16 protein-coding genes are annotated in these 17,965 nt (G+C 69.6%); 8 read left to right on the plus strand and 8 right to left on the minus strand.

Annotation, left to right across the window (positions count from 1 at the left end; translation table 11 throughout):
• Positions 1-28: 28 nt before the first annotated feature.
• The 3 genes from AB0E63_RS10220 (at position 29) to AB0E63_RS10230 (ending at position 3,087) form a co-directional block, all read left to right on the plus strand.
• Positions 29-1,426: an OFA family MFS transporter gene (locus tag AB0E63_RS10220; protein WP_360363866.1), complete on the plus strand. Its 1,398-nt coding sequence runs from the start codon at positions 29-31 to the stop codon at positions 1,424-1,426.
• Between the two features lie 207 nt (positions 1,427-1,633).
• Positions 1,634-2,542 (plus strand): helix-turn-helix transcriptional regulator, encoded by a 909-nt coding sequence (locus AB0E63_RS10225; RefSeq protein WP_360363868.1) that lies wholly within the window; start codon positions 1,634-1,636, stop codon positions 2,540-2,542.
• Positions 2,542-3,087 (plus strand): MOSC domain-containing protein, encoded by a 546-nt coding sequence (locus AB0E63_RS10230; protein WP_360363870.1) that lies wholly within the window; start codon positions 2,542-2,544, stop codon positions 3,085-3,087. Before AB0E63_RS10225 ends, AB0E63_RS10230 begins: the two co-directional genes overlap by 1 nt.
• Here the strand turns inward: AB0E63_RS10230 and AB0E63_RS10235 are convergent.
• The 3 genes from AB0E63_RS10235 to AB0E63_RS10245 form a co-directional block, all read right to left on the minus strand.
• Positions 3,073-3,879 carry a biotin--[acetyl-CoA-carboxylase] ligase gene (locus AB0E63_RS10235; RefSeq protein WP_360363872.1) on the minus strand — a complete coding sequence of 269 codons (807 nt, stop codon included), beginning with the start codon at positions 3,877-3,879 and terminating at the stop codon, positions 3,073-3,075. The two genes, AB0E63_RS10230 and AB0E63_RS10235, sit on opposite strands and share 15 nt — an antisense overlap.
• Positions 3,879-6,506, minus strand: a complete 2,628-nt coding sequence (locus tag AB0E63_RS10240) for a phosphoenolpyruvate carboxylase (protein ID WP_360363874.1) — start codon at positions 6,504-6,506, stop codon at positions 3,879-3,881. Before AB0E63_RS10240 ends, AB0E63_RS10235 begins: the two co-directional genes overlap by 1 nt.
• Before the next feature lie 98 nt (positions 6,507-6,604).
• Entirely contained in the window at positions 6,605-7,231 is a 627-nt protein-coding gene (locus AB0E63_RS10245) for a TetR/AcrR family transcriptional regulator (protein ID WP_360363876.1), read from the minus strand.
• Positions 7,232-7,297: 66 nt separating this feature from the next.
• Between AB0E63_RS10245 and AB0E63_RS10250 the strand changes: the two genes are divergently transcribed.
• From AB0E63_RS10250 to AB0E63_RS10265, 4 genes are all read left to right on the plus strand, one after another.
• Positions 7,298-7,780, plus strand: a complete 483-nt coding sequence (locus AB0E63_RS10250) for an SCP2 sterol-binding domain-containing protein (RefSeq protein ID WP_360363878.1) — start codon at positions 7,298-7,300, stop codon at positions 7,778-7,780.
• Between the two features lie 573 nt (positions 7,781-8,353).
• Positions 8,354-9,931 (plus strand): acyl-CoA carboxylase subunit beta, encoded by a 1,578-nt coding sequence (locus tag AB0E63_RS10255; protein WP_360363880.1) that lies wholly within the window; start codon positions 8,354-8,356, stop codon positions 9,929-9,931.
• Entirely contained in the window at positions 9,928-10,137 is a 210-nt protein-coding gene (locus tag AB0E63_RS10260; protein ID WP_360363882.1) for an acyl-CoA carboxylase subunit epsilon, read from the plus strand. The genes AB0E63_RS10255 and AB0E63_RS10260 overlap by 4 nt, the downstream gene beginning before the upstream one ends.
• Positions 10,138-10,147: 10 nt before the next feature.
• Positions 10,148-10,507, plus strand: a complete 360-nt coding sequence (locus AB0E63_RS10265) for a hypothetical protein (RefSeq protein WP_360363884.1) — start codon at positions 10,148-10,150, stop codon at positions 10,505-10,507.
• Positions 10,508-10,509: 2 nt separating this feature from the next.
• On the opposite strand, the gene AB0E63_RS10270 is transcribed toward AB0E63_RS10265, so the two are convergent.
• The 3 genes from AB0E63_RS10270 to AB0E63_RS10280 are packed head-to-tail and all read right to left on the minus strand — an operon-like array spanning position 10,510 to position 14,871.
• The gene (locus AB0E63_RS10270) at positions 10,510-11,991 is read right to left on the minus strand and encodes a hypothetical protein (RefSeq protein WP_360363886.1); all 1,482 of its coding nucleotides are present in this window, start codon (positions 11,989-11,991) and stop codon (positions 10,510-10,512) included.
• Between the two features lies 1 nt (position 11,992).
• On the minus strand, positions 11,993-13,183 hold the full coding sequence (locus tag AB0E63_RS10275) for a Maf family nucleotide pyrophosphatase (protein ID WP_360363888.1): 1,191 nt from the start codon (positions 13,181-13,183) through the stop codon (positions 11,993-11,995).
• Positions 13,180-14,871 (minus strand): DUF885 domain-containing protein, encoded by a 1,692-nt coding sequence (locus tag AB0E63_RS10280; RefSeq protein ID WP_360363890.1) that lies wholly within the window; start codon positions 14,869-14,871, stop codon positions 13,180-13,182. Before AB0E63_RS10280 ends, AB0E63_RS10275 begins: the two co-directional genes overlap by 4 nt.
• A gap of 88 nt (positions 14,872-14,959) precedes the next feature.
• Here AB0E63_RS10280 and AB0E63_RS10285 point away from each other — a divergent pair, with 88 nt between their 5' ends.
• Positions 14,960-16,213, plus strand: coding sequence for a neutral zinc metallopeptidase (locus tag AB0E63_RS10285; protein WP_360363892.1), 1,254 nt, complete (start codon positions 14,960-14,962; stop codon positions 16,211-16,213).
• On the opposite strand, the gene AB0E63_RS10290 is transcribed toward AB0E63_RS10285, so the two are convergent.
• Both AB0E63_RS10290 and AB0E63_RS10295 read right to left on the minus strand, forming a co-directional pair.
• Positions 16,193-16,528, minus strand: coding sequence for an MmcQ/YjbR family DNA-binding protein (locus AB0E63_RS10290; protein ID WP_360363894.1), 336 nt, complete (start codon positions 16,526-16,528; stop codon positions 16,193-16,195). The genes AB0E63_RS10285 and AB0E63_RS10290 overlap by 21 nt on opposite strands.
• Before the next feature lie 2 nt (positions 16,529-16,530).
• A complete protein-coding gene (locus AB0E63_RS10295) occupies positions 16,531-17,949 on the minus strand; it encodes a DHA2 family efflux MFS transporter permease subunit (RefSeq protein WP_360363896.1) in 1,419 nt (472 codons plus the stop codon).
• Positions 17,950-17,965 lie beyond the last annotated feature (16 nt).

Below are 17,965 nucleotides of genomic sequence, written 5' to 3' on the forward strand. Positions count from 1 at the left end.
CACCTGGGGGACAAGAGAAGGAGCCGTGATGGGCATCTTGTCGGTACTCGATCGGGAGCAAACCGTCGCGCCCCCGGGATACAGCCGCTGGCTGATCCCGCCGGCGGCGCTGGCGGTTCACCTGTGTATCGGGCAGGCGTACGCGACCAGCGTGTACAAGACGTCGCTGGTGAAGCATTTCGACAGCAGCCAGACCGCGATCGGAGTGATCTTCAGCATCGCGATCGTGATGCTGGGCCTGTCCGCCGCGGTCGGCGGCACCTGGGTCGAACGCAACGGCCCGCGCAAGGCGATGTTCGTGTCCGCGTGTTTCTGGGCCACCGGCTTCCTGGTCGGCGCCCTCGGCATCGGCACCGGCCAGCTCTGGCTGGTCTACCTGGGGTACGGCGTGATCGGCGGCATCGGCCTGGGCATCGGCTACATCTCCCCGGTCTCGACGCTGATCAAGTGGTTCCCGGACCGCCCGGGCCTGGCCACCGGCCTGGCGATCATGGGCTTCGGCGGCGGCGCACTCGTGGCCAGCCCGCTGTCGCGGCAACTGCTGAGTGTGTACGACTCCGGCTACGACCCGGACGTCAGCTCGTCGGTCGCCGGTGGTGGCGCGCTGGTCGGCCTGTTCCTCACCCTCGGCATCGGCTACTTCGCTATCATGATGTTCGGAGTCTTCAACATCCGGGTGCCCGCGGAGGGCTGGGCACCGGACGGGTTCGACCCGGCGACGGTGAAGCAGAAGCCTCTGGTGACCACCGCCAACGTGTCGGCGGCCAACGCGATCAAGACACCGCAATTCTGGTGCCTGTGGATCGTGCTGTTCTGCAACGTCACCGCGGGGATCGGCATCCTCGAGCAGGCCAGCCCGATGATCCAGGACTTCTTCCGCGGGTCGGACGGCAAGTCCAGCGTCGCAGTCGCGGCGGCGGCCGGGTTCGTCGGACTGCTCTCGATCTTCAACATGGCCGGCCGGTTCGGCTGGTCCACCACGTCGGACGTGATCGGCCGCAAGCCCATCTACGCGATGTACCTGGGCGTCGGCATCATCGCCTACTTCCTGCTCGCCACCGTCGGGCATAACAGCACGGTGATCTTCGTCCTGCTGGCCGCGGTGATCATCTCGTTCTACGGCGGTGGGTTCGCGACGGTTCCGGCGTACTTGCGGGATCTCTTCGGCACCTATCAGGTCGGTGCGATCCACGGCCGGCTGCTGACCGCGTGGTCAGCAGCCGGTATCGCCGGGCCGCTGATCATCAACGGTTTCCTCGACCACGAAGGGAAACCCGGCACGCTGACGGCCGCGGCGTACCGGCCGGCGTTGTTCACGATGGTCGGCGTGCTGGCCTTCGGCTTCGTCGCCAACCTGATGATCCGCTCGGTCTCCGACCGGTTCCACGAGAAATCTGAAGAAGCCACTGTGGAGGCAGCGCAATGACCCAGACCGCACGCCTGGTGATCTCCTGGCTCCTGGTCGCCGTACTCCTCGGCTACGGCATCATCGAAACCCTGATCACCGCGGCAAAGATCTTCACCAGTTAAAACAGCGAAAACGATCAAGTACGACGAGCCCGGCGGCGGCACGATGGTCCCATGACAGTGCTATCCGCCGGGCCTCCGGCGCCGGCGAGTCATGGGGCCTCCCATGACTGACCTGTTCGCCGCCTTTGTCGATGTGCTGGCCGAGGCACTGGACGATCACGGAGCGACCGGCACCGCCGACCTGGCCGCTCGGGTCCAGCTGTCCCGGTCGCACCTCGACCGAGTGGTCGCGGCCGCGGCGGGCGAGCGACCGGGGGCGTTCCGGCGCCGGATCCTGCTGGAGCGGTCCGCGTACCGGCTGCTGACCGGGCCGGGCCACATCCTCGACGTCGCGGTCGAGGCCGGCTACGGATCGCACGAGGCGTTCACGCGCGCCTTCAGCCGGGCGTACGGCGTGGCGCCGGCGGCCTGGCGGGGTCGTCCGGACCGGATCCGGATCGACGCGCCGAGTGGCATCCACTTCCACCCACCGAACGGCCTGCGCGTGCCGGCCAGGGACAAGGTGAGCTCTATGGACCTCGTTCGTACGATCGTCGACCATCACATCTGGTTGCTGGGCAAGATGCTCGAGCAAGCGGCCACGCTGACCGACGAGCAACTCGACCGCCCGATCGAGATCTCGGTCGAAGGCATCGACGACCACCCGACCCTGCGCTCGCTCCTGTCGCGCCTGGTCGGTCAGCTCGCCATGTGGCACGCTAATCTCGCCGGACAGGAGTACGACTTCGCTGTAGAACAAGGCGAAAGCGTCCAGAGCATGCGTCACCGGCTCGACGAGGCCGGGCCGGCGTTCGCCGCCGAGATCGGTGAACTCTGCAGCCAGAACCGCCTGGACGAGCTGATCGTCTGCCCGGGCGACAACGTCGAGGTCTACACCGCGGGCGCGATGATCGCCCATGTCATCACGTTCGCCTCGTACCGTCGGACGCTCGTCGCCGGTGCTCTGCACGACGCGGGCCGCGACGACTTCGACGGTGGCGATCCGATCCGCTGGATCACCCAGGCAAGCTGATGTCCGCGCGACTGATCGCGGTCAACGTCGTCCACGAGATCATCCGTGGACCGACCCGCTGGATCGCGATCGACAAGCGCCCGGTGCCCGGGGCGGTCGTGGTCGAGGAGCTCGGTCTGGTCGGCGACAAGCAGTGCGACACCCGGTATCACGGCGGCCCGGACAAAGCGCTCTACGCGTACGCCGAGGAGGACGCCGACTGGTGGTCGGTCGAGCTCGGCCGGGAGATCCCGCCCGGCCTGTTCGGCGAGAACCTGACGACTCATGGCCTCGACATCACCAGTGCGCTGATCGGCGAACGCTGGCGGATCGGCGGGCCGACGACCGGGATCCTGGTCGAGGTCCGGTCGGCGCGCACGCCCTGCGGCAACCTGTCGGGCCGGATGGGGATCCCGCGGTTCCATCACCGGTTCGCGCGTACCGGTCGGGTCGGGGCCTACCTCAAGGTGCTGTCGACCGGCTCGGTGCGGGCCGGCAACCGGATCGTCGTGGTCTATCGGCCGGACGGCGGGAAGACGATCGGCGAGGTGTCACGCCGGGCGTAGATGAGTGACGTCTCCGGCGGCCAACGGGCGCGGACCTTCCCGGGTGTCGACGATGAGGCGGCCGTCGTCGGCGAGGTCGCGGGCGGTGCCTTCGAGGAAGGAGCCGTCCGGCAACTCCACGCGAACGGCCTGCCCGAGGGTGGCGGAGAGTTCGCGGTACTCGGGCAGGATCGTCGCCGGATCGCCGTTCGCGTCGACCCAGGTCTGGTAGCGGTCGGCGAGCTCGCGCAGTACGACGGTCAGCACGGTGGCCCGGTCGGTGGTGGCCGCCTTCTCGAGCGCTAACGAGGTCGCCGCAGGATGCGGCTTCTCATCTTCGCGCAGGGTGACGTTGAGGCCGATGCCGACCACAGCAGCCGGGCCGTCGACCCGTTCGAGCAGGATGCCCGCCAGCTTGCGGTCCTCGATCAGTACGTCGTTCGGCCACTTCACGAGCGCGGGGATCTCCCCCACCCGTCGTACGGCGGCTGCCACCGCCAGCGGGACCAGCAGACCGAGCCATGGCCACCGGGCCGCGGGCACAGCCGTCGGACGCAGCAGGGCCGACATCAGTACGGCGGAACGCGTCGGCGTAGTCCACGTGCGCCCCAGCCGCCCACGACCGGACGACTGGTACTCCGCGGCCACCACCAGTCCCTCAGCGGCCCCCGCGGACGCCGCCGCCGCGACAACCGCGTTGGTCGACGGCGTCTCCGCGAGTACGTCGATCTGCGTCCAGAACGAACCAAGTCGCACCAGCCGCCCACGCAGGAACCGTGCGTCGAGGGGCGGCCGATCCAGGTCGCTGAACATCAGCCGGTGTTCTGCAGGCCGGCGGCGACACCCGAGACGGTCAGCAACAGCAACCGCCGGGTACGAACGATCTGCTCCTCGTCGAGTGAGTCATCGGTCCGCAGTGTCCGCAGTGCCCGCAACTGCAGGTAGCTGAGGGCGTCGACGTACGGGTTCCGCAGCTCGACCGCTCGGCCCAGCACTCGCCGCCCGGCCAGCAACCGGTCCTGGTCGAGCACCTTGAGCACCCACTCGGTGGTGAGGGCGTGCTCGTCGAGCATCAGCTGGGTCAGGTCCGGCCGGTCGCCCAGCTCGAGGTAGCGGCCCAGGATGCGCCGATCGGTCTTCGCCAGCGACATCTCCGCGTTCTCCAGCATCACCTGGAACAGCGGCCAGTTCTGGTTCGCGTCCCGCAGCGCGGCGACGTCCCCGACCGCCGAGAGCGCAGAGCCGAGGCCGTACCAGCCAGGAGCGTTCACACGGGCCTGCGACCACGCGAACACCCACGGGATCGCCCGCAGGTCCTCCAACGACGACACCGCGACACCACGCCGGGCCGGCCGCGACCCGAGCGGCAGCTGACCGAGCTCCTCCAGCGGAGTCACCCGCCCGAACCACTCCGCGAAGCCATCCGCCTTCACCAGCCGGTGGTACGTCGTACGCGCGGCCTCGTCGAGGGTCTTCTCCACCACGGCGAACCGATTGGCCGCCGCGGCAGCCCGCTCCTCGATCGCCGGAGTGGAGGCCAGCAACGTCGCCGCGGTCACCTGCTCGATGTGCCGCTGCGCGATCGCCGCGTTGCCATAACGGGCCGGGATCGCCTCACCCTGCTCGGTGAGCTTGAACCGCCCGGCCACCGATCCGGGAGCCTGAGCCAGTACGGCACGGTTCGCCGGGCCACCGCCACGTCCCAGGGCCCCACCACGACCGTGGAACAGGGTCAGCCGGACCGCATTGCGCTGCGCCCACGCGGTGATCCGGGCCTGAGCGTCGTATAGGGCGAGTGTTGCCGAGACGGGGCCGACGTCCTTGGCGGAGTCGGAGTACCCGAGCATGACCTCGAAGCGCCGGTCGTTGGCGGTGAGCCGGTGCCGGACCCGGGTGAGCTGGATCGCGTTGTCCAGCACCTCCACCGAGTTCTGCAGGTCTTCACCGGTTTCGAACAGCGGTACGACGTCCAGCTCGATCGGACGCCCGTCCATCGCCGCATCCGCCAGCTCGTAGACAGCTGCGAGGTCTCCGGCGTTGCGGGTGAACGAAACGACGTACCGACGGCACGCCTCGGGGCCGAAGCGCTGCTGGATCTGACCGATCACCCGCAGCGTCGCGAGCACCTCTTCGGTCTGGTCGGAGAGCTCACCGCCGCCCAGCACCTCTTCGAGCGCCTTGGTGTGGACCGAGGAGTGCTGACGGACCTCCAGCTCGGCCAGGTGGAAGCCGAACGAGTTGACCTGCCAGATGAGTTGCTGGAGCTCGCCGTACGCCTGGCGTGGTGCTCCAGCGGTGACCAGAGAGTCCTGCAGCACCTTGAGCTCGTGCAGGAAGTCAGAGGCCCGCGGATAGCCGAAGTCGGCGTCGCGGGAGCGAGTTGCGGCCAGCCTGCGCGCCGCGAGCAGCAGGAGCTGGCGGTGCGGTTCGGCGGGTGAGCGAGTCTCAATGTCCGCGATCAGGTCCGGGTTGACCGCCCGGGCGTCCTCCAGGATCCGACGGACCGGGGCGGACGGCGGAGTGGTCGCGGCGTCCAGGGTGAGCGCCCGGCCGAGGACGTCGGTGGCCTGCTCGAGCGCCCGCAGTACGTGGTCGGCCTGGATCTGCATGGCCTCGCGGGTGATCGCGGCGGTGACGTTCGGGTTGCCGTCGCGGTCGCCGCCGATCCACGAACCGAGGCGGACGAACGGCGCCACCACGGGCGGGCGCATCCCGGCCGCGTCACCGGCGAGCGCGTCGTCCAGCCGCCGGTAGACGTTGCCGATGACATCGAAGAGCGTCTCCTCGAACACGGCCATCGCGGACCGGACCTCGTCCAGCGGAGACGGCCGGCTCGTGCGCAGTTGCGACGTACGCCAGAGGATGTCGACCTGCTCGATCAGGCGGCGCCGGTTCTCCGCGAGCTCGCTGTCGCCGGTCCGCGGGTCGCCACGCTCGTCCAGCAGCGACGAGATGCGCCGGATCGTGGCCAGGACGGCGCGCCGCCGGGCCTCGGTCGGGTGCGCGGTCAGCACCGGGCGGAACTCCAGCCCGTTGAGCAGTGCCCGCGCCTGCTGCTCGCCGCTGTCGTGGGAGATCTGCTCGACCGCCTGGGCCAGCTCGGAGATCGCCGGTGCGTCCCCGGAGCGGTCCCGCTCGCGCAGCACGCGGGCGCGGTGCAGTTCCTCGCTGAGGTTGGTCAGGTGGAAGTAGCAGGTGAACGCGCGGGCGACGTCCTCGGCTCGTTCGTACGGCCAGGACGCGACGAGTTGCTCGGCGGCGGCGCCGTCACCGGCGATGGTCAGCTCCCGCAGTTTCTCGACGTCGTCGAGCAGCGGCTGACCGGCGTACTCGACCAAAACCTTGCCGAGGATCTCGCCGAGCAGGCGGACGTCGGCCCGAAGTTCTTCGGGCACCTCGAACCGCGCGCGGGTACGGGTCTCACTACCGGTCTCGGTCACGTTCGCCCACCCTATCGGCGGGCGCCCGCCGACGCCCGCCCGTCCGCCCACTGGAAGCTGATCGTGACCCTGCGCTCAGCTACTTCCCAGTAAGGAGATCAGACGTTGGCGAAGCCGCCGCCGACGACTTGGGAGACGACCTTGGCCAGCTCGACGGGGGTGCGATCGGTGCCGTCGACGACGAGCATCCGGGCGCAGGCCTCGGTCATCGAGGCGAGCAGCTCGGCCAGGACCGGCAGGTTCGCGTCCGGGTCGGTGACGCCGGGCAGGGACTGCAGCAGGGTCAGGCGCAAACCCTCGACCAGGAACGCGCGGGCGGCCCGGACTCGCTCGGCCACCGCGGGTGCGGCGCCGTACTGCGCCCCGAAAACGATCCGCCAGGACTGCGGGTTCTTCGCCGCCGTGGTGAGGAAGGCGGTCAGGCCGTCGAGGACGTGTTCCTCGGGAGTGCCGACGCTCGGGTCGGCGGGCAGCGCGGAGACGATCGAGGCGACCAGGTGCTGCTCCTCGCGGCCGAGCAGAGCTAGCAGCAGCTCGTCGCGGTTCGCGAAGCAGTCGTAGACGACCGGCTTGGTCACCCCGGCCGCGTCGGCCACCGACTGCATCGTCGTACCGGCGTAGCCGTTGGCGGAGAACACCTCGAGGGCGGCGTCCAGGATCATCGGGCGCCGGCGTTCCGGCCCGAGATGCGCCGCCCGGCGGCGTTTCTCGGAATCCTCAACCACTTGACAAACCTACCAGATCGTAGGAAATTCCTACGGTCTGGTAGGAACTGCCCGGGGGTGGTCGCGATGGCCGAGCGAGGCAGTGCCGTGTGGCTCGAGTCCGCAGGACTCACCACGCTGGACGCGAAGGAACTGGCCCGGCTGGTCGACCGGACCTCGGAGCGAGAGCTTCGGCATCGGCTCATCGGGGGTGTGCGAGAGATCGCGTTGCGCGAGATCTTTCGCCGGATGCCGGAGTATCTCCGCCCCGCCCGGGCCGCCGGGTTCGACGCAGTCGTCGCCTGGCAGATCACGGGGGCCGGCGGGGACGGTCGGCCCGAGGACGTGGACGAGCACTGGATCCGGATCCGCGACGGCCGCTGCACGGTGCTCGCCGATCACCCCGAACCCGCGGACATCTCGATCCGCACCGATCCCACGACCCTGCTTCGCGTCGTCACAGGCAACGAGGACCCGGTCCTGGCCGTGCTGAAGCAACGCCTCTCCGTCCGCGGCGACCTCGCGTTGGCCGCCCGCCTCACCAAGATCTTCGCCGTCGGCCCCAGCTGACCTCACCGATCGAGGCCCGACCCCTTTCTGCTCCTGCGGGGCGCCACGGACCGACCCAGGTGCCGCAGCCGAGGTCTGGATCTTCCGCACCGGAGCAACCGCCGGGTCAGCCGCGACGCGTTCCACGATCGCCCGCTGGTCGGCCTCCGCCAACTGCGCGAACCCCGGCCGCGATCGCATCAGCAGCCGTGCTCCGGCCAGCCCGGCCGCACCTCGGCCGGCGCCCGCCATCTCGGTCAGGATCTCGTCCTCGCCCGTACCGGTCCGCCCACTGATGCCGACGGCAATCGTCCGCGCGGCCACGGTGTCGTACGCCAGTGGAGGCTTGGGATCGAGCCCGAGCATCTCCGCGCCGCCTTGCGGCAGCAGCCGTTGCATCAGACGCGGTGTCGCGAGCGGTGGCAAGCGACACGCCGCCGGTGTCTTCGACCACGAGCCGGTTGATGCTGCGGATGAGCTTGTCGACATTCGCGTCCGCCACGGCTGGAACCTATCGGTGACACGGTTCAGCGGGACTGTTGCGGGGAACATCACAGCGCCGGTACGCCGTACTGGCGCGTAGGCTGCCCGCTTATGGGAGAGACGGTGAACATCCACACGACTGCCGGGAAGATCGCCGACCTCGAGCACCGGCTCGACGAGGCCGTGCACGCCGGGTCGGAGCGCGCGGTGGAGAAGCAGCATGCCCGCGGCAAGAAGACCGCCCGCGAGCGGATCGCGCTGCTGCTGGACGAGGGCTCCTTCTCCGAGCTGGACGAGTTCGCCCGGCACCGGTCGACCAGCTTCGGCCTGGACGGCAACCGCCCGTACGGCGACGGCGTGGTGACCGGGTTCGGCACCATCGACGGCCGCCAGGTGTGCGTGTTCGCCCAGGATTTCACGGTCTTCGGCGGCAGCCTGGGCGAGGTCTTCGGCGAGAAGATCCTCAAGGTGATGGACCTGGCCACCAAGATCGGCTGCCCGCTGATCGGCATCAACGACTCCGGCGGCGCGCGGATCCAGGAGGGCGTGGTCAGCCTCGGCCTGTACGGCGAGATCTTCCGCCGCAACGTCCGTGCCTCCGGCGTGATCCCGCAGATCTCCTTGATCATGGGCCCGTGCGCGGGCGGCGCGGTCTACTCCCCGGCGGTCACCGACTTCACCGTGATGGTGGACGAGTCGTCGTACATGTTCATCACCGGCCCGGACGTGATCAAGACCGTCACCGGTGAGGACGTCACCCAGGAGGAGCTCGGCGGCGCCCGGACGCACAACACCAAGTCCGGCAACGCGCACTACCTCGGCAGCGACGAGGAGGACGCGATCGAGTGGGTGAAGGCCCTGGTCGGTCACCTCCCGCAGAACAACCTCGAGGACCCGCCGGTGTACGACGCTCCCGCGGACCTCGAGCTCACCGAGACCGACCTCGCGCTGGACACACTGATCCCGGACTCGCCGAACCAGCCGTACGACATGCACACCGCGATCGAGGCGGTCGTCGACGACGGTGAGTTCCTCGAGGTGCAGACGCTGTTCGCGCCGAACATCATCGTCGGCTTCGGCCGGGTCGAGGGCCGCCCGGTCGGCGTGGTCGCGAACCAGCCGATGCAGTACGCCGGCACGCTGGACATCGACGCGTCCGAGAAGGCGGCCCGGTTCGTCCGTACCTGCGACGCGTTCAACGTGCCGATCCTGACCTTCGTCGACGTGCCCGGCTTCCTGCCCGGTACCGACCAGGAGTGGAACGGCATCATCCGCCGCGGCGCCAAGCTGATCTACGCCTACGCCGAGGCGACGGTGCCGATGATCACCGTGATCACCCGCAAGGCCTACGGCGGCGCGTACGACGTGATGGGCTCGAAGCACCTGGGCGCCGACATCAACATCGCCTGGCCGACCGCGCAGATCGCGGTGATGGGCGCACAGGGTGCGGTGAACATCCTCTACCGCCGCGAGCTGGCCGGAGCCGAGGACCCGGAGTCCCGCCGGCAGCAGCTGGTCACCGAGTACGAGGACCACCTCGCGAACCCGTACATCGCGGCCGAGCGCGGCTACATCGACGCCGTCGTCAAGCCGAGCGAGACCCGCGCCGAGATCGTCCGCGGCCTCCGCCTCCTGCGCACCAAGCGCGACACCCTGCCGCCCAAGAAGCATGGGAACATCCCCCTGTGAAGGCCGAACCGATCCTGCAGGTCGTCAAGGGCGACCCCACTCCCGAAGAGCTGGCAGCTCTCGTCACGGTCATCGCCGCCCGCGCGGCTGCCCCAGCGCCCGCTCCCGAACCCGAGCGAGCCAACAACTGGGCCACCTACTGGCGCAACGCCCGTACGCCGTTCCACCCCGGCCCGGGTCGTTGGCGCGCAAGCGCCCATCCGTAACACTGGCTGTATGGCCAGCTACGAGGTCAATGCCGAGGCGGTCGAGAACGCACGCAAGCTGATCGAGGCGCGGCAGTACGTGCTCGACAGCGACTGGGGTGAGGTGCAGCCCCGGGCCGACGACCAGAACGCGTTCCTGGACAAGCACAGCTGGGCCGAGTACGCCGCCTGGCACCTCGGGCTGACCGAGGGGCCGAGCGATGAGACCAAGGCGCGCTACGCCTTCGTCATGGGCGATTTCCGCCGGATCCACCGCACTGCTCTGATCGCCTGCGTGTATCGAGCCGCGGAGTGGCGGCACAAGTCCGTGGAGCTGGCCGCGCACGACCTGCTCCAGCAGTTGGACGCCAAGACCGGACTGACCGCCTGACGCTAGTGGTCGGCCGGGCCGAGCTTGGTCTCGTCGAACCAGAGCTCGGCCGGGACGCGGTCTCCCAGCTCGGCGAGCAGGTCACCGGCGCCGCGGAACATGTCGGTGTCCACCGGGATCGAGCAGCCGTTCAGCCCGAAGACGATCGTCGGGCTGTCGTCGTCGCCGCGCTGCACACCGGCGATCTCGTCCCACCGGACCGCGTGCACCCCGTCCTCGTCCCGCAGTACCAACGCTTCGTCGGTGCGCACCCACGTCATCGCCCGCGCCTCCTTGAGAAACGCACGCGCTGCGAGCGACGGCCGGAACGTCCGACCCGGCGGCAGCTCGGCGACCACCGGGCAGATCGCCTGACGTGTGAACCCGGCTTGCCGCCACGGGTCCAGTGCGTGCTCGTCGGCGTATCCGAGCGCGGTCGGCAGCGCAGCCTTCAGTACGGCGGCAACGTCCGCGGGCTGTACCGCGGCCAGCCGGTTCAGATCGACGGGCTTGAGCTCGGGCTCGCCGAACATCCCACCCAGCAGGTTCATGAACGCCCGGCGCAGCTCGGGTTCGTCCGCGGCGATCCGTTCCTCCGCGCGGGCGACCGCGTACCCGAGCTCCGTTGCCGTCGGCCCGTTCCCGGCGAGGTCGATGAGCGCCTCGACGACCGCCGCCGACACCGCCTTCTCGCTGCCGTCGCGGGCATCGGCGTACACGACCCAGTCACTGCTTCCACCCGGTCCCACGAGCAGGTCCGCGTCGACGTCGTAGCTGTGCCCGCCGACGTGCCGGCACTGCTCCTCGACCCGCTGCCGCAGCACGCCGATCGCCAAGGTGGACAGCCGTACGTCGTCGTCCGGCGGCAGCGTGAGCAGCACACCAGCCGCCGGGATTCCGAACCCGACCACGGCCGGACCGTCGAACGTCCGCCCGGGCCGCAGGACCCGATCCGCAGCGGGACCGGCAGGGAGCGCGAGCTCCAAGTTCTCCGGCAGCGGGCCGGACACCTGGAGTACGGCATTGGACGCCACGAACCACCGGCGCGCGAACGACGTCACGTGCTCCGGCGTCAGGCCGTCGTACCCGGGACCTTCCAGCCAGGCGAGGCCGGGTCCGGTCGCGCCGTACCGCACGTACATCAGCAGTGCCGTCACCGGATGCGCGACGCTGCCCTCCTCGGCGGCCAGCACGCCGGCCTCCAGCGCGAGGCGCTCCACCGGAGGGTCGGCGAGCACGCGGCACAACCGGTTCAGGAACTCGCCCACCCGGGCCGCCGAGCCCGACGCGACGAACGTGGTCGTCATCAGGTCGACCTCGGCGTTCATCTCGATCGGTACGTCGCGGACGGCATGCATCACCAGATGCTCGAGGGCGTGCGCGACACCGATGGTGCGCAGGGTCTCGTCCCGCGAACCGACGGCGAACGTCAGCGTGATGTCGGTGTGGCTCTGTGTCCCGCTGTGTCGCAGCACGGGCACGCCGTTGATAGTGGTGATCTCCACGTCAGGTCCGGCGGAAGCGGATCAGCGGGTAGATCGGGGTCTGGTCGGTGGTGCGGGGCGGGCCGGGGAAGGTGGTGGCGCCGTCGAGGGTGAGGCCGTGGCGGGCGGCGGTGGCGACCAGGTGGGTGAGGGCGTCCTGGGCGCGGGACTCGTTCGGGACGCGTCCGTCGGCGTAGAGGCCGGCGTCGGTCTTGTCGGTGGTGGTGATGAAGACTCCGCCCGGGCGCAGGATCCGTGCGATCTCGGCGATCACCGGTTCGCTGTCGTCGAGCAGGTGCAGCAGCCAGATCGCGACGACCGCGTCACAGCGGCGGTCGGCGATCGGAAGCGTGGTCGCGTCCGCGGCCGCGACGTGACCGGGCAGCCGGATCTTCGCGTGCCGCAACATCGCGGCCGACAGATCCACCCCGTGCACGAGGTTGCCTAAGGCAACAAGCTCGGCGCCGACAGCCCCGGTGCCCACCGCCAGCTCGAGCACCCGCCCGCCGCCAGGGAGGAGGGAGTGGACGGCGTGGGCGGCGGCTTGGGCGCGGATGGTGCCGCCGCGGGTTTCGTCGTACGTGGAAGCCACGGACTCGTCGTAGGTGAAGCGGGTCGACGGCTGCCAGAGGGCGGGCCACGGGATGCCTACCTCGATGAGCATCCGGCGGAGGAGCGGCAGGGAGAGGCCGACCACGTTGTGGTAGTCGCCTTCGATGTCCGAGACGAACGGACCACCGAGGCCGTCGACGGTGAACGAGCCGGCGACCACGAGCGGTTCGCCGGTGGCGACGTACGCGTCGATCTCCGCGTCGGTGAGGTCGGCGAAGTGCACGGTGGTGGACGCGAGCTCGCGCAGTTCCTGCTTCGAGTTGGTGTCGATCAGGCAGTGGCCGGTGTGCAGTACGCCGGACCGCCCGCGCATCGTCCGTAGCCGATCGCGCGCGGCCTCCGGCGTACCGGGTTTGCCGTACGCGACGCCGTCGAACTCGAGCACCGAGTCGCACCCGAGCACGGTCGCGTGGTCGTCCAGGGAGGCGACCACCGCCCGGGCCTTGAGGGTCGCGAGCAGACGCGCGAGCTCACTCGGGTTCTCGGCGGTGATGTGGTCCTCGTCGACCCCGGAGACGATGACCTCCGGCTCGACCCCGGCATCCCGCAATGTCTTCAGCCGCGCCGGCGACGCCGACGCGAGCACGAACCGGGGCTTCACAGCTTCGCGAGGGCCCGGCGCAGCGGGTCGAGGCCGATCGACCCGAGGTTGAGCGCAGCGGAGTGGAACGTCCGCAGGTCGAACGCGGATCCCTTGCGCTGCTTGGCCTCCTCGCGCGCCTGCAGCCAGATCCGTTCACCGACCTTGTACGACGGCGCCTGCCCGGGCCAGCCGAGATAGCGGTTCAGCTCGGCCCGCAGGAACTCGGTCTCCATCCGGCAGTGCGCGCGGAGGAACTCGAACCCGAGGTCGGCGTTCCACCGCTCCCCCGGACGCCAGCCGAACGGGTTGTCCCGCGGGATCTCCAGCTCCAGGTGCATGCCGATGTCGACGATCACCCGGGCCGCCCGGAACCCCTGCGCGTCGAGCATGCCGAACCGCGCGCCGGGGTCCTCGAGGTAGCCCAGTTCCTCCATCAGGCGTTCGGCGTACAGGGCCCAGCCCTCGCCGTGACCGGAGACCCAGCAGGCGATCCGCTGCCAGCGGTTCAGCAGGTCGGTGCGCAGCATCGTCTGCGCGCACTGGAGGTGATGCCCGGGCACGCCCTCGTGGTAGACCGTGGTGACCTCACGCCAGGTGGCGAAGTCCTCGACACCGTTCGGGACCGCCCACCACATCCGGCCCGGCCGGGTGGTCAGGTCCTCGCTCGGTGGCGTGTAGTAGATCGAGCCGTCCGAGGTCGGCGCGATCATGCACTCGAGGATGCGGATCTCGTCCGGGATGTCGAAGTGCGTGCCGCCCAGCTCGGCCACGGCCGCGTCGGACATCTGCTGCATCCAGTCCCGGAACGCGTCCTTGCCGTGGATCTTGCGGCCCGGGTCGTCGTCCAGCAAGGCCGCGGCCGCCTCGATGCCGGGGTCGCCGCCGTTCAGGCCGGCCGCGATCGCCTGCATGTCCGCCTCGATCCGGGCCAGCTCCTGCCAGCCCCAGGCGTACGTCTCCTCGAGGTCGATCGTGGCGCCCAGGAAGTTGCGGGAGGCCAGCGAGTACACCTCGCGACCGCACGCATCCTTCTCCGTCGCTCGCGGCGCCAGGTCGGACGTCAGCCACTGACCGAACTGCTCGTAGGCCTTCCGCGCCGAGGCAGCGGCCGCCTCCACGCTCGACTTGACCGCGCTGTCCGGTGCCCGGCCGGCCAGTCCGGCGAAGAAGTCGTCCCCGTCGGCGCCGGTCCAGCTGGCGATCCGGTCGGCCAGATCCTTCACCTGCCGCACCGCCGACACACGGCCCTTCCCGGCCTGGTCGAGCAGCGAGTCGCGGTACCCGTCCAGCGCCGTACCGACCTGGTTGAGCCGGATCGCGATCGTCTCCCAGTCCTGATCCGTTGCCGTCGGCATCAGGTCGAACACCTGCCGGATCTCGGCCGCGACCGAGGCGATCGCGTTCACCTGGTGCTGCGGCAGGCCGGCCTCGTACGTCTCCAGCTCCAGCCCGAGGCGCTCCAGGAACGCGTCCTTGGCGACCTCCTCGCGCGGGCTGCTCGTCTCGATCGCCCGCGCCTCGGCGACCGATCGCCGGGTCAGCTCGATCAGGCCTTCGAAGCCGGACGGAGAGTAGTCCGGTAACGCGTGGTCGTGACCCGCGATCCCCATGAAGGTCGCGGCGGCCGGCTGCAGAGAGACGTACTGCTCGAGGTAGCGGTCGGCGAGCTGGTCGATCGGGCTGTTCGGCGTGAGTGCGTCGGTCACCTGGCCGACCCTACCTCGCAGGGGTGCGGAGGGCTGACCTGTTTGTTGCCGATACTGTGGCCGAGCGATTCTGAGGAAAGGAACGGGGTTGAGTCAGCCACCCTACGGCGGTCCGGGTCAGAACCCGCCGTACCAGCAGCCGGGTCCGCCACCCGCCCAGTACGGCCCGCCACCCGGTTCTTACGGTCCGCCACCACAGCAGTACGGCGGTCAGCCTCAGGGCCAGCCTCAGTACGGCGGTCAGCCGCAGTACCGCCCGGCCTCGATGGCGCCGCAGCAGGGACCGGGCTTCGGCTGGGGACCCAGCTTCGGGCCGCCCGGTCCGGGTGGGCCTGGTGGTCCTGGTGGTCCGGGGTTCCAGCCGGGCTGGCAGCCGCAGCGGCCGAAGAAGAAGTCCAAGGGACCGCTGGTCGCCATTCTCGGCCTGGTCGGGGTGGCCGTCGTCGGTGCCTGGATCTTCGGTGTGATCAAGAAGAACGCCGACAACGACTACACCCCGCCGGTCAGCTCGCGCCGGTACACGCCGGAGCCGACCACCACCTCGGAGCCGACCGAGCAGCCCACCGAGGAGCCGACCTCGACGTCGTCGACCTCAGCTCCGACGCAGGCCCCGTCCGACGCGACGGTCGTCGCCAAGAACGCGCTCTACACCGTCGGCCAGATGCGCACCGTGAACTGCAAGGAGCCGAAGGTCCGGCCGACCACCGCCAAGAACGCGGCGTCGTACTGGGCCGCGCTCAAGCCCTGCCTGGACCAGTCATGGGCCCCGCTGGTGGCGAAGGCGGGCTACAAGTTCACGGCGCCGCAGATGCTCTACTGGTCGGGCACCAGCGTGCACAGTCCGTGCGGCGACGGCCCGGTCAACGTGCCGTTCTACTGCTCCGGGAACCACATGATGTACATGAAGGTCGACGTCTTCGTGAAGGCGTACAACGAGTACCCGGACGCGGAGTCCAAGGCGTACGCGCGGATGTGGTATTCGCGGTCGATCGCCCACGAGTACGGGCACAGCGTGCAGTACATGACCGGGATCCTGCAGGCGTCCAGCCGGATGCGGTACGAGCAGACCGACTACGCCGGCCAGATGCGGATGACGCGCCGGATGGAACTGCAGGCGAACTGCTTCGCCGGTGTCTTCCTGGCCGCGAACAAGCGCAGCTACCCGATCAACGGGATGATGCTCTACGTCTGGAAGAAGTGGGTCGTCACCGCCGGAGACAAGCCCGAGCAGGGTGACCACGGCAGCGTGGCCAGCCAGGCCCGCTTCATGGGCAAGTCCTTCACCAACGCGAATCCGGCCAGCTGCAACACCTTCGCGGCGTCACCCGCCAACGTCAGCTAGATCCGGCGGGGCGACCTGCTGCCACGAGTCGAGCAGGATGTCGTGCAGCTCGTCGGCGTCCTCGAGCGCGGCGAGGCGGGCCCGAACCCAGTTCGAACCCGCCTCGTGCGGCGGAACCCAGAACTTCTGAGGTTCCGCCGCGATCAGCTCCTCCCGCTCCAGCCGGGGACACCGCACCGCGAACGACGTCTGGTCGTCCGGCACCGTCACGAACATCCGCCCCGCGACATCGAACGTCGGGTGTCCCCACCGCTGCTTCTCCACCGTCGCCGGGAAGGACAGCGCGATCCGTCGTACGTCGTCAGCGTCCAGCACGCTCACACTGTAAGGCGTTTGCGGCCCGGGAGCAGGAGCGCGACGACCGCGCCGGCGGCGACGATGGCGGCGCCGGTCCAGACCGCGGGGACCAGTCCGTCGGCGTACCGCTCCGGGGACTCGTAGGAGCCGGCCGAGGCGAAGACTGACGCGAGTACGGCGACGCCCATCGCGACACCGACCTCACGGATGGTGTTGTTCGTGCCGGACGCCACACCGCGGTCCGCGTCGGACGCGCTCGCCATCACGACACTCGCGGCCGGGGCGAAGGTCAGCCCCATGCCGACCCCGGCCAGGACGAACGGTACGACGAGTTCGCCGTACTGCGTCGTCGCCGTGGTGATCAGCGCGATCCAGCCGAGTGCCGCCGCGAGGAACACCTGCCCGGTCGCGATCAGCGCCCGCGCCCCGACTCGGTCGACGATCAGGCCGGCGATCGGTGCGACCACCATCGGCGCCATCGTCCACGGCATCGTCCGGATGCCCGACTCCAGCGGGCTGTAGCCCTGCACGACCTGGAAGAACTGGGCCAGCAGGAACACCGAGCCGAACACACCGACCGAGAACGTGAACGAGGTGATGTTCACGACGCTGAACGCCCGTACCGAGAACAACCGCAGCGGGAGCATCGGAGCCGCGGTCCGCCGCTCCCAGCCGATGAACGCGGCCAGCAGCGCAACACCGGCGACCAGCGAGCCCAGCACTCCAGCAGAGGTCCAGCCGTCGTCGGCACCGTGCACGACACCCCAGACGATCGACAGCACCCCACCGGTGGCCAGAACCAAGCCGAGCAGGTCCAGGCGCTTCGCCGTACCCTTCGACTCGGTCAGCACGCGGGCGGCGAGCAGTACGGCGATCACGCCGACGGGCACGTTCAGCCAGAAGATCCACTGCCAGTTCAGGCCGTCGACAACAGCTCCACCGACGACCGGACCGACCGCGACGCCGAGTCCGGAGATGCCACCCCAGATGCCGATCGCGGCGCTGCGCATCTTCTCGGGTACGGCGCCGGCCAGCAGTGTCAGCGACAACGGCATCACGGCTGCCGCGCCGACACCTTGAATCGCGCGGGCACCGATCAGCATCCACGGCTCGGTCGCCAGCGCGCAGGCCGCCGAGGCGAGCGTGAACAGGACGATCCCGGCGAGGAAGATCCGCCGGCGACCGAGCCGGTCACCGATCGCCGCCGCGGTCAGCAGCAGGGCGGCGAAGGACAGCGTGTAGGCGTTCACGAACCACTGCAGGTCGGACAGGGACGCGCCGAGCTCGGCCTTGATCACCGGAAGCGCGTTCGTCACGACCAGGTTGTCCAGCGTGACCATGAAGGTGGGGATCCCCACCGCGGCCAGCACAGCGCCGAGCCCGAAGCGGCGGGCCGGCGGTGTGACCTTGTCCAGCTCATCGAGAGCGGTCGGCGTCATCTCAAGCTCCTAGTTG

This window comes from Kribbella sp. NPDC026596 (genome assembly GCF_040638415.1).
In the GTDB taxonomy this organism is placed as follows: Bacteria; Actinomycetota; Actinomycetes; order Propionibacteriales; family Kribbellaceae; genus Kribbella.

Excerpts from the sequence above, each read along its gene's own strand:
- AB0E63_RS10220 (WP_360363866.1), top strand. The coding sequence starts at position 29 with ATGGGCATCTTGTCGGTACTCGATCGGGAGCAAACCGTCGCGCCCCCG.
- AB0E63_RS10230 (WP_360363870.1), top strand. The coding sequence starts at position 2,542 with ATGTCCGCGCGACTGATCGCGGTCAACGTCGTCCACGAGATCATCCGT.
- AB0E63_RS10235 (WP_360363872.1), bottom strand. The coding sequence starts at position 3,879 with ATGTTCAGCGACCTGGATCGGCCGCCCCTCGACGCACGGTTCCTGCGT.
- AB0E63_RS10295 (WP_360363896.1), bottom strand. The coding sequence starts at position 17,949 with ATGACGCCGACCGCTCTCGATGAGCTGGACAAGGTCACACCGCCGGCC.
- AB0E63_RS10265 (WP_360363884.1), top strand. The coding sequence starts at position 10,148 with ATGGCCAGCTACGAGGTCAATGCCGAGGCGGTCGAGAACGCACGCAAG.
- AB0E63_RS10225 (WP_360363868.1), top strand. The coding sequence starts at position 1,634 with ATGACTGACCTGTTCGCCGCCTTTGTCGATGTGCTGGCCGAGGCACTG.
- AB0E63_RS10255 (WP_360363880.1), top strand. The coding sequence starts at position 8,354 with ATGGGAGAGACGGTGAACATCCACACGACTGCCGGGAAGATCGCCGAC.
- AB0E63_RS10250 (WP_360363878.1), top strand. The coding sequence starts at position 7,298 with ATGGCCGAGCGAGGCAGTGCCGTGTGGCTCGAGTCCGCAGGACTCACC.